The 10746-nt window shown below is 67.8% G+C and carries 8 protein-coding genes; 4 read left to right on the top strand and 4 right to left on the bottom strand.

Annotated elements, in window-relative coordinates:
• Nucleotides 1-133: 133 nt before the first annotated feature.
• Both O7615_RS04275 and O7615_RS04270 read right to left on the bottom strand, forming a co-directional pair.
• Nucleotides 134-3130, bottom strand: coding sequence for an SMC family ATPase (locus tag O7615_RS04275; RefSeq protein WP_278175939.1), 2997 nt, complete (start codon nucleotides 3128-3130; stop codon nucleotides 134-136).
• The gene (locus O7615_RS04270) at nucleotides 3127-4377 is read right to left on the bottom strand and encodes an exonuclease SbcCD subunit D (protein WP_278175937.1); all 1251 of its coding nucleotides are present in this window, start codon (nucleotides 4375-4377) and stop codon (nucleotides 3127-3129) included. Before O7615_RS04270 ends, O7615_RS04275 begins: the two co-directional genes overlap by 4 nt.
• Nucleotides 4378-4520: 143 nt before the next feature.
• On the opposite strand from O7615_RS04270, the gene O7615_RS04265 reads away from it, so the two are divergent.
• The 4 genes from O7615_RS04265 to O7615_RS04250 all read left to right on the top strand — a co-directional run bounded on the left by O7615_RS04265 (nucleotide 4521) and on the right by O7615_RS04250 (nucleotide 9239).
• On the top strand, nucleotides 4521-5348 hold the full coding sequence (locus O7615_RS04265) for a hypothetical protein (protein ID WP_278175936.1): 828 nt from the start codon (nucleotides 4521-4523) through the stop codon (nucleotides 5346-5348).
• Entirely contained in the window at nucleotides 5345-6514 is a 1170-nt protein-coding gene (locus O7615_RS04260) for a hypothetical protein (protein WP_018790557.1), read from the top strand. The genes O7615_RS04265 and O7615_RS04260 overlap by 4 nt, the downstream gene beginning before the upstream one ends.
• A gap of 77 nt (nucleotides 6515-6591) precedes the next feature.
• Complete coding sequence (locus O7615_RS04255; protein WP_278175935.1) at nucleotides 6592-7908, top strand: hypothetical protein; 1317 nt, start codon at nucleotides 6592-6594, stop codon at nucleotides 7906-7908.
• Entirely contained in the window at nucleotides 7905-9239 is a 1335-nt protein-coding gene (locus O7615_RS04250; protein ID WP_278175933.1) for an AAA family ATPase, read from the top strand. The genes O7615_RS04255 and O7615_RS04250 overlap by 4 nt, the downstream gene beginning before the upstream one ends.
• Before the next feature lie 111 nt (nucleotides 9240-9350).
• Here O7615_RS04250 and O7615_RS04245 read toward each other — a convergent pair whose 3' ends face one another.
• Nucleotides 9351-9788 (bottom strand): Imm1 family immunity protein, encoded by a 438-nt coding sequence (locus O7615_RS04245; RefSeq protein ID WP_278175931.1) that lies wholly within the window; start codon nucleotides 9786-9788, stop codon nucleotides 9351-9353.
• Entirely contained in the window at nucleotides 9785-10585 is an 801-nt protein-coding gene (locus tag O7615_RS04240) for a DddA-like double-stranded DNA deaminase toxin (protein ID WP_278175930.1), read from the bottom strand. The genes O7615_RS04245 and O7615_RS04240 overlap by 4 nt, the downstream gene beginning before the upstream one ends.
• Between the last annotated feature and the right edge of the window lie 161 nt (nucleotides 10586-10746).

The raw sequence follows: 10746 nt of genomic DNA, 5'->3' as shown, positions 1-10746 counted from the left end.
CTACGGGCGCCGCCTCAGCGATAAAGGATTACAGATGGCTATGACAACCTTCCGGACTGTAGAGCGTCCCAGGTGTGCGATCGTGGCGCTGGCCCCGGGTTCCCAGGTGGTGATCGCCGAGGGTTGCCTCAGGTCATGGCAGAAGGCCCTCGTCGAGGTCTTCGTCGACCAACCGGCTTCGCTGCGACTCCGACGCCCAGTGTGCGTGGCTGCCGGTACTGTCCCGGGTGACGATCAGCACGTTGCCGATGCTCTCGGCGACGGCACGCATGTGGCTGATAACGGCGACCAGACGTCCGCCAAGGGTTTGCCGGGACAGTGCGGCTAGCGCCTCGGCCAGGGTGTCGGCGTCGAGGGAGCCGAACCCTTCGTCGAGCAGCAGCGCGTCGGCACGCCCGCCGGCGCGTCCGGCGAGGTCGACGACCGCGAGCGCAAGTGCCAGGCTGGCCAGGAAGGTCTCCCCGCCGGAGAGGGTCCGCACGTCGCGGGGCTGGGACGTGTACCGGTCGATGATGCGGAAGTCGTCGGAGAAGGCGAACCGCCCCGCCGTCATGGCCAGCAGTTGGTCGGTGGCAAGACCAAGGAATGCTCGCTGCCGGCGGGCTACGACGGCGGCTTGGAACTGACCGTTGGCCAGGAGCGCGCCGAGCTCCCGGAGTGCGTCAACGATCGGGGCCGCGGCCTTGATTCGCCGGTCGAGGTCTGCGGCGACCGGTGTCTCACGCTTCGCGCGATCGAGGTCGGCCCTGGCTACCTGCGCCGTCGCAGCCACTTGGACGATGAGATCGTCAAGCTGCTCCCCGTCGTCGACACCGGCGGCTAGCAGCCATTCGGTGATCTCCTCGGTGGCCCGCTCGGCGTCCGACCTGGCAGCAGTCACCCGGTCGTGTGCCGCTTGCAGAAGGGCGCCGACGGTGTGGTCGAGGGTCGCCGCCCAGGTCGCCGAACGGTGGAGGTCTTCCCCCGGCGGGCGCGATGCTGGAGGCTCGTGGCCAATGAGGACGGCGGCGTCCGCCGCGTATTGAGTGAGTCCGTCGACCGCGTGGAGCAGTTGGGTGGCAGGTCTTTCGACCTCGGTGAGGTGGCGGCCGGCCAACGCCTCTCGTCGTTCGCGAAGTTGCTTGAGCTGACCGTGCGCGGTGGTCAGCTGATCGGTGATCGTTGCCAACTCCTCTTCCCAGCGATGGGCGGTGTCCAGCAGTTGGTTGAGGCCGTCGAGGGTGACCGGGTCGAGGCGCCATGCGGCAGGCAGCTTTCCGAGCGCCCCAACCGTCCTGCGGACGCGTTGATCAAGTCTGCGGCGGTTTGCGGTCAGCGCGGCCTGGCGGTCGGCGAGCGCCTTACGGGTGTGCTCCAGCGCCGTGGCTGCGGCGGTTGCGCGTTGCCGCACGTCGCGCGCCGTCGCCTGGCTTGTCCCCAACTCCTCTTCAGCTGCGCCGAGGCGTGCCGCCAGCGGTGCCAGGAGCACGTCATCGGGGTTGTCGAGGTCGACTGGTCCGAGCTGCGACGCGATGTGGGCCATCGCCTGGTCCAGTTCGCCGCGTCGTTGATCGACCCGCGTCTGGACGCGTTTGGCTTCCTCGATGGCGTGCTGGCGGGTGGTGAGGGCGGCCTGATGGCGACGCTCAGCGTCGCCGGCGAGACGATTGGCGACGGTCAGCGCTTTGCGGGCATCCTTCTGCTCCTGGGCGGGCGGGGGTTGGAATGTCGCGGGAAGTGTCCGGCTGCAGATTGGACACGGATCGCCCGGGTCGCATGGCGCGGCGGCGTGAGCGGCGGCGTTGAACCGGGTGACCGCATCCAGCGTCTGTTCGGCGGCGGTCTGCTTCTTCCGCGCTTCACCGGCTCGTTCGGCGGTCTCCTGGATCGCGGTCTCGGCGTCGGTGATGCGTTGACGGGCGTCGGCGAGATCGGCCTCGGCGCGGTGGACGGCGCCGCGCAGAGTCCGCGCCGTGCCGATGGCGGAACGTTGACCCGCGACCAGTTCCCTGACCTCCTCTACGGTGCGGGCAGCGGAGCTGGCTGCCTGCTCGGCTTCGGTGGCCTTGTTGGCTAACTTGGTGACGTTGGCTGCGTGCTGATCGGCTTTGGTCAGGTCGTCTGCCAGATTCTGCGCGTCGGTCTGGATCCGTTCGCGTTCTGCGTCGATGTCTGGCAGTTGGTTGCGGGTCGCTTCGACAGCGGCGATGGCCTTGGGAAGGCTGGATGGCCCGCGGCCCTCGCCTTCGGCCGCAGTGACAGCTTCATGCAGCGTCTTTTCACGCTCCTGCCAGTCCGTGATGGCGGACTGGCAGTCGTTCTGTTCGGTGCGTATCGCCTCGTCGAGGCTAGCCAACACGTGCAGGTTGGCCGCCGCGGCGGGCTGCCTGGCCTGAGCGAGCTGGCGTGCCTGCTGCTCGATGTTGTGGACACGAGAGAGCATTTGGTCACGCCGCGCGGAAGCCTCGCGTACCGCGGTGCGCGCCTTGGTCAACTGGTCCTGGCGTCGCAGTGCGTCATCAAGCCGCTGGGTCGCTTCCCCGGCGGTGGCGGGTGGATCGTCGAGCAGGCCACGCCGATCGAGGATGAGCTGGTCCAGCAGCGGGCGCAGGCGATCGTGGTGCGCCCGCGCTTTGACTTGCATGGCGTCGAGCTGGTCGATGCCGAGGATGCCCTTGAGGATCGCGGTCCGGTCCTCCTTGGTCGTCTGCAGTAGGGCCTGGAACCGGCCCTGGGGCAGGATCACGGCCTTGAGAAACGCCGCGTGGCTGAGCCCGATCATCGTCTCGATGATGGCGTTGACCTGCTGCTTGGTGTCATAGCGGGTGTCGTCGTCCAGGCAGATCAGCTCATGTCGCGACGGCGGCGACGACGTGCGTGAGATGGCCCGCGTGACCTGCCAGGTCCTGTTGGCGCACCGAAAGGTCAGCCGGACCTGCATGGTGTGCGCGCCGTCGGAGATCAGCTCGGTGGCGTTACGCTTGTCCCACGTGCAGCCGCCGTAGAGCGCGAAGCACAGTGCTTCCAGCAGGGATGATTTGCCAGCGCCGGTGTCGCCGTGGATGGCCACCAGGCCGACGTTGGAGAAGTCGATGTGTGCCTCGGTGAGGTAGGAGCGCAGCCCGCGCAGGCTCAATGTCAGCGGTCTCATGCGGGTGCCTCCGAGCTGTCGGCCGAGGCGGCGGTGGTGAGCAGCGCCTCTTCCGCGAACACCGGTTCGCGGTCCTCCTCCACGGCTGCGAGCACCCTGGTGAAGGCGTCGAGCACCTGTTGCGGTCCAGCGGTGCGGGTGCCGCGTTCGGCGATGAACTCGGTGAACAGTTCCGTGAGGTTGGGTTCGGCGTCGACCTGGTTGGCGGTGAGGATGTCGGTCGGTGCGTCGGAGCGGGCCGGATGGACGTCCAGCAGGGTGGCGTGGGGCAGCAGTCGCCGGACCTGTTCGATCAGCGTCGGTATGTGGGTGGGCGTGGCGACAGTGACCAGGCACAGGTCGTCGGTGATCTCGCTCGCGAGGGCTTCGAGTTGCTGCAGCGTGCCGTGGAACTTGCGCAGGCGTCGGCCGGCCGTCAGTCGGACGGTTTCGACGCTGGCGGGTCGCCCCGGTTCGGCTTCGACCAGGACGACGCTCTTCTTGTCGTAGATCTCGCCGAAGTCCAGGGCGATGGGTGAGCCGGCGTAGCGGCCGGTTACCCGCTTGCCGGGCAGTGGCTGGGGCTTGTGGAGGTGTCCGAACGCGGCGTAGCTGACGGTCGGCACCGCGTCGAGGTCGGTGGCGTAGGTGCCGTCGACGTGCATGCCGCGTTCGCTGCCGCAGTAGTCGGCACCGCCCACGTACAGATGAGCGGCGAAGACGGCGACGTCGGTTATCGGGTTGAAGTTCGCCAACAACGCCTCACCGAGAGCTGCCTCGATGCCGCGCACCTGAGCGTTGTAGTCGGTGCCCCATTGGGTCGGATCGCCGAACGCGTCGGTCATCAGGTGGGCGTGCTGGAATGGCAGGGCGGCCAGCCGGATGGTGTGTCCTCGGCGGGTAGGGAACTGCAGGACCCCATCGCGTGGGGAGCGAACGCGGGCCACGAAGTGAACCCGCTGCGAGCCGCCCGATATCCGCATATAGACGTTCAGTGCGTCCAGCAGGCTCGCGGAGTCGTGGTTGCCGCACACCACGACGACGGGAGCGATCGACGCGAGTTCGCGCAGCGCGTGGCCGGCCCGGGCGATGTCCTCGGTGGCCGGGCGGGCGCGATCGAACAGGTCGCCGGTATGGCAGATCAGGTCCGGACCGAACCGACGGGCCACCTCGATGATCTCGGCGATGACCGCGTCGTGGTCCGGCGCGCGGGTCTGGCGGTACAGGGTCGCGCCCAGATGCCAGTCGGAGGTGTGCAGTAGCTTCATGGCCCTTCTTTCGCGAGGCAAGGGCGGTGCAGGGTCGCAGTCGCGGCACGAGTCACCACGCAGACAAGGCGGCAGGGAGCACCACCCAGAGGCAAGTTTGGCAGAACGTGGAAGTAAGTCAAGCTGCATGGTAACGTCGGGACATGCCAAGCATGGCGGAAGTGCAAGCGGCGATGGCCGAGGTGACCCACCTGCAGCAGCGACTGGCCGCAGCGCTGGACGCTGACGACCTCGGCGAGGTCGAGCGGCTGCTGGCCGAGCTCAGTGTCGCCGAGAAGCGTCGCAACCGCCTTCTGCAGCGCGCGTCAACGGGCGGTGGCGGCGCATTCGATGCCGCGCCACCTATCAGGGAGCAGGTCGCCGCCGTCCTTGGCATCCTGGGTCGGCCAGCCTCGGTCTCCCTCATCCGGGACGTCGCGATGGCCCGGTTCGGCGAGACGATCCAGCCAAGCCGGCTGGCGTCCTTGCGTCGGGACGAGCAACGCTCCTGGCAGGCGGCTCATCGGAGTGCAGCGCCGGGCGCCCGTTCCCTCGCCCGTCCGGTGTACGTCGTTCCGGCACTCACGTTTGACCGTTTCGCCCCTGTGCGCGGAATGCTTGCCCTGTCAAGCTGGCCGTTGGAGATTAGGTTGATCGCACCCGCCAGCGCCAGGGTCGACGTGCTGCACATCATCATTCGGCTGATCGGGGAGTTGAGCCATTCTCCAGAATCCCCATCGGCCCCCAACCTTCGCCGCCTGGTCTGGCGCTTCGCACGTACGATCGCGGGTGCCATCGAGACCCGCGACGGCTTCGACTACATCACGGTCCGTGACGCCGCAGAATGCGAGCTGCAGCAGATCGCGGACGCCGACACGGCAGAACGCACCGAAGCCGCGGACCGCGCCCGCGGCCAACTCGACGCCGAGACCCAATTGTTCGGCGCGACCATGCGCCTGGCCAACAGAACCTCCACGGAGGCCACTGGATGATCTTCCGCGACGCCCGCGAACGTCTCGTCCACTTCCGCGGCGACTTCCCCGCCAAGCCGCTGGACGCCCGCCGCATCGCCGGACTGCTTGACGCCCCTGGATGCATGCGCCGCCAAGTGATCGATGCCGCATCGGTGCCGATCAGGGATCTCGCACCACTGGTTGGTTGCCGCACGCCGAGTCAGAGTCCGTACGCGCTGGAGCGCGGCGTGCGGTTCGAGCAGACGGTTACGTCCAACGCCATGTCTTTCCTGCTGCCCTTGGCCCGCGAGCAGTTGAGGCTCGACGTCCGGGAGGTGCGCCAGCAGGACCTCTCCAAGCCGCAGGTCCGCACGCAGTTCCCAGTCCTGGACAGGGAAGCCGTCACAGACCTGCGGGTGCGCATGACGCGCGACTACGTCGCGCAGATGCTCGACGGTGATCAGCATGCGATCAATCTGCTGCGACACCCATATCTGGTCCTGCCGCTCGGTGACATGCCGGCCTACCTGGAGCCCGACCTGCTCGCGTACGCCGCCACCGGGACCCTGGCGCCGATCGAGATCAAGTCGTTTCCCTGCATCGATGGGATCGCTGATCCGGCCAAGACGGCAGAAGCCGCCCGCCAGACCGCCGTGTACCTCATCGCCCTACGGCGGCTCATCGCAGGTCTCGGGCAGCCCAGCACCCGCATCGCCACCCGAGGGCTGTTGGTGATGACCCGCAACTTCACCCTAGATGCGTTCGGCAGCATGCTCGACCTACGCCCACAGGTACGACGGCTGGAGCGGGTCCTGACCAACTTTCCACACGTCACCCAGTTAGCGGCGACGATTCCCACGGCGGTATCGCTGCCGGCCATGCCCGACAAACACGCCGGCCAGGAACAACGGAAAGCGGCCAGCGTCCAAGCACGGGAGGCCGTCGGTGCCCTCCCCATGCGCTTCGGCGACGGGTGCGTCAGCTGCCCGCTGCTCGACTTCTGCCGCGGCCAGGCACAACGCGAGGACAGCGTGGCGCAGTTGGGCACCGAGGCCGCCAACGCGTGCGGCGATGTCGCCACCGTCTCGCACGCCCTTGCCCTCGCCGCCGGCACCCGCACACCCAGCAACGCGGCGGAAAGGGCGGTAGCCGAGGAACTGCACCGAGCCGCCATCGCGGTTCAGCTGGCAGGCGCTGCCGCATGAGCGTGGACGTGTACCTCGGCTTGAGCGCGATCGACAGCAGGCGGGCCGTTCCCCGCGCGACCAAGTGTCACGTGCACTTGGCTGCCAAGCCTTTCGTCGTCGTCGGCTACCACCTGCCCGGCGATCCCGGAGCCCCGATCGGTCTGCTGTGCGGAACCCGACGGGAACGGCCGAGCACCATCGTGGTGGGCGAACCGCGCGAGGCGAAGCTGCGGCTCGCGCGGCTGGCCAATTTCGCGATGGACCTCAACGGCTACGCCGCGCAGTTCATGCAGACCCCCACCACCAGCAGACGCGCACTACACACCCACCGCCCGGCGAACGGACCACAGTTGGTCGTGGCGAACCAGGCAACCGCGCAGTGGCTGTGCGACGTCATGGGTCGGCGACTGCGGTATCTGCGGCCCGACGGCGACCGGCCGGTGCATCCCGGCCTTCCCGTCGCCGGCGCGCACCTGTCGTTCTTTGCCGGCCAACGGGTGCCGGGCTCGTCGCTCGTCCTCCCGCTGACCGAGATACTGGCTCAGCACTGGGTCACCGGACAGTTGCCATCGTTGGATGCCAACCTCGCCAGCCAACTCGCCTGGATCACCGATCCGGGCGCGGTGGCCGAAGCCGAAGAAGCGCTCCCGGCGGGGCCAGTTCCCGACCCGGAGTGGGAGACACGCGAACTCAGCGACGCCATAAAGGCATACCACCAGCTGGTTGACGCGCACCCGACCCGCGCTGACCAGCCAATGACAGGCACGATCCACGACGCGCTACGCCCGTCGTGGGACGCTTGCTGGCAAGCTCTCGACCTGCTGCACAGCCTCCCACCGGCCGACCGGGCCCGCGACCGGTGGACCCAGGATGTCTACCAATGGAGCCGGCACGCCGAGCGGGTACGGTCCGGTCAGGCGTACTTCCGTAAGCGCCCCAAGCAGTTGCAGGTGTTTCGGTACCTGACCCGGCTGGAGCGGCTCACCGCCGATCTCAGCCGGGAGATGGCCCTCGACGACCCCCTCATCATGGCCGGACACGTCGCGGCCGGCGAGGCGCTATCCGGCGAGGTCGTCACCCTAGACCTTTCCGGACGTCGACCCTCCCTGCAGGTACGCCCACATCTGCCGTTCCCGCGCCCAGTCGGCACCGACCTCTTCTGGCACCTGCCCCGATCCACCAGCCCCAGCGGCCCCGCGTGGCCGATAGTACGGCTGACAACGATCGGAGTGACGCCCGAAGGACTCATCACCCTCGACGTCACCGCCGGCGCCGTCCGGCGAGACCGCCACGATCGGCTACCCCAGCCCGGGCAGCAGGTGGTGTTTTCACCCTTCGGTCCGCGTGACTACCACCCCGACACACTTCCAGCCGAACTGCCCTGGACCCACGCCGAGGACGACGACGAATGACCCGACGAGACGGCGGCAACCCAGTCGCCGAACACGACGCGGCGACCAATCGGATCTGGCAGCTTATCGACGAACAGGCACGAGCTATAGTCGTCAACTCACCGCCCGGGGCCGGTAAGTCCACCCTCGTACAGCGAACCGCCCAGCGTCTCGCGCCAAGCCGTCAGGTCCCGATCATCACACAGACCAACGACCAGGCCGACGACCTCGTCCGCGCCCTCGCCCGCCGTCTCGCTCGCACGTCCCTGTCCGTCGGGAGGCTGCACCGCAGCGAGCGGTATACGCCGCCGCCCGGGATTCCCGCCTCGAACAAAATCGAGGACCTGGAGGAGTGCCAGATCGTCGTGGCGCCCGCAGACAAGTGGGCCTTCGTCGAGGAGGATTACGACTGGGACATCGGCATCATCGACGAGGCATATCAGGTGTCATCGGCGCATCTGGTCCGCATAGCGGCGCGGTTCGCCCGACTGGTTCTCGTCGGAGACCCCGGCCAACTGAGCCCCTTTAGCCCGGTCGAAGAGGCAGCGCTGCGTGCCACCGGTAGCTGGCCGCTGGCTACTGCCGCGGGCACTGTCCTTCGCACGCATCCCGACACCCCCATCGTCGAACTGCCGGTCTCCTGGCGGCTGCCAGATAGCGGCGCCCGCGTCGTCGCCGACAGCTTCTACGCGAAACCATTCACCGCTGGCACCACACCCGGCGAGCGGGGATTGTGGGCACCTATCAGGCCGGCCCGTGAAGGCCACCTGGACCGTGTCCTCGACACCGTGATCGATCACGGCTGGTGTCTCCTAGAACTCCCCGAGGCCCGGTTGCCGCGCACCGACCCCGAATGCGTGGATGCGATCGTCGATGTCGTGCGACACCTACTGGTCAGCCGGACCCATGTCATCGATGGCGATGCACGGCGCCTCCTCCGCCCAAACGACATCGCGATCGGCGTCGCACATCGCGATCAGCGGGAACGGATCCGAAGCGAAATCGACGAGATGTGCGCCACCCTCGGCATCGCTCGGAACGAGATCACGGTAGACACAGCCAACAGGTTGCAGGGCCGGCAGTTCGAAGTCGTCGTTGCCTGGCACCCACTGTCCGGGCGACGAGACGCCTCAGCCTTCCACCTTGAAGCTGGCCGCCTCTGCGTCCTCGCGTCTCGACACCGCCAAGCCTGCATCGTCGTGGCGCGTGCCGGAATTCGCGAGCAACTCGATGCCTATCCGCACACTGAGCCGGTCTGGCTAGGTGCTGCACCGCCCGACGTCGACGGGTGGGAAGCCAACCATGCGTTCCTCGAACACCTGGAGAAGACGACGGTCCGGATCCACCCGTGAGCATCGAGCGGGGGTCAGGCATTGGCTCTCCAGAGGCGGCACACCGGCACGATGTCCGGCACCGTGCAGGAGGCAGTTCGCCCTGGGTAATCCTGCCGGTCGCGAGAAGCGTCAGTCCTTGGCCGGATCGTCCTGCTCGTCGTAGCTGGGTGTCTGCCAGTCGAGGCAGGTGGGCCGCTGGCCGCTGGTGGTGAAGAACTCCCGCACGGCCTGCCGTGCGGTGGCCACGGGAATGGCCGAATTGTCGTAGGCGTCGGTGCGGGAGCCGCCGAAATTGTAGGCAAGATCGGCGGGCTGGTCGAGCGCGCCTTTGCTAGCGGCGATCTCGACGAACGCGTGATGCCAGACCAGGACGCTCAGGTCGTGCCGGCCGAGACAGACTTCCAGGACGTGTTCCTTGTCGCTCGTCTCCAGCGACACCATGACGGGGAACCGCTGGTACTCGGGGGTGGCCGCTATCCGGTCGAGCAGCGCGTCGAGGTCGTCGAGCCGGTCGATGGTCACCGGCTCGGTACGATCGTAGGAGACCGTGACCGGCTCGCTGCTCATGCCAACCCCTTCCCGTGGCCCCGGTACACGGTGACATACCGGTTCGGGCCGTAGACGGTGAGTGTCGCGTCTTTCGGCAGAACATACGGCAGTACCCGGTCACAGCCCATCGGTTCCAAGCATGGCGTGTTGTTCAGGTACAGGGTGGCCTCCGTGATGCCACGGGTTCGCATCAGCGCCGCCGCGTGGCCTTCGGCATGGTCGAGGGCGGACACGTAGTGTTTGAACGGCGGACGAAGGCCGGGGCCGCCCTTACCCGGCCCGCCCTTGCCGCTGTGCACATCGCTGATCCTCTCGCCGTCCGTCGTGGTGATTACCCCGTCGGTCGGGGCGTCCGCCGACTGACGTACGGGCAAGGATTCCAGGAAACCCGGCACGTATGGAGCCGGCACGGCGTCACCCGTCGGTGTTGATTGGCCGGACGCAGTCTCGCCCGCCGCCCGCGCCTGCGGGCTGACCTCACGCCTGCTACCAGTTGCTTCAGGGCGTGTTGATGCTGCCGCCGACGGTGCACTGCCCTGCGGCAGGGTGAGGACGACGCCGATAGCCTTCCCGTACTCGATGATCGCCATCGCTGCTCCGGCAAGTTGACGGTCTGCCTCACGCAGTCGCGCGGTGGAGGCTGCCGTCGCCGCGAGGGCCTGTCGCACGAGGACGTGACCGCTGCCAGCGGTGACGGCTCGTAGCCGATCCGATGCGGCGTTGACCGAGGAAACAGCGGCGGCCAGGCCGGCGCGTTGCCGAGCAATCTGTTCGAGCACAGCCTGCAACCCGGCGGCGACCCCACCAAGACTCACCCGTATCGTCCTTCGCCACGTCGCACGAGCGCTCGGCTCCTACCGCAGCAGGTAGGCAGGACGAGCGGTACGTCTACCGGATGCGTTGGCGGTGCTGGCATTCCGCCTTCAGCCCGGCTCGGCCGTCGCGCCTTCGGGGTCTGCGTGCCCATATGTCGCCC

Source organism: Micromonospora sp. WMMD1082, from assembly GCF_029626175.1.
GTDB lineage: Bacteria > Actinomycetota > Actinomycetes > Mycobacteriales > Micromonosporaceae > Micromonospora.
The sequence above is the reverse complement of the archived record's forward strand: the minus strand, read 5'-3'. Positions and strand labels throughout refer to the sequence as shown.

What these genes read in the sequence shown, in the direction of transcription:
- O7615_RS04265 (WP_278175936.1), top strand. Translation starts at nt 4,521, where the DNA reads ATGCCAAGCATGGCGGAAGTGCAAGCGGCGATGGCCGAGGTGACCCAC.
- O7615_RS04270 (WP_278175937.1), bottom strand. Translation starts at nt 4,377, where the DNA reads ATGAAGCTACTGCACACCTCCGACTGGCATCTGGGCGCGACCCTGTAC.
- O7615_RS04245 (WP_278175931.1), bottom strand. Translation starts at nt 9,788, where the DNA reads ATGAGCAGCGAGCCGGTCACGGTCTCCTACGATCGTACCGAGCCGGTG.
- O7615_RS04275 (WP_278175939.1), bottom strand. Translation starts at nt 3,130, where the DNA reads ATGAGACCGCTGACATTGAGCCTGCGCGGGCTGCGCTCCTACCTCACC.
- O7615_RS04250 (WP_278175933.1), top strand. Translation starts at nt 7,905, where the DNA reads ATGACCCGACGAGACGGCGGCAACCCAGTCGCCGAACACGACGCGGCG.
- O7615_RS04260 (WP_018790557.1), top strand. Translation starts at nt 5,345, where the DNA reads ATGATCTTCCGCGACGCCCGCGAACGTCTCGTCCACTTCCGCGGCGAC.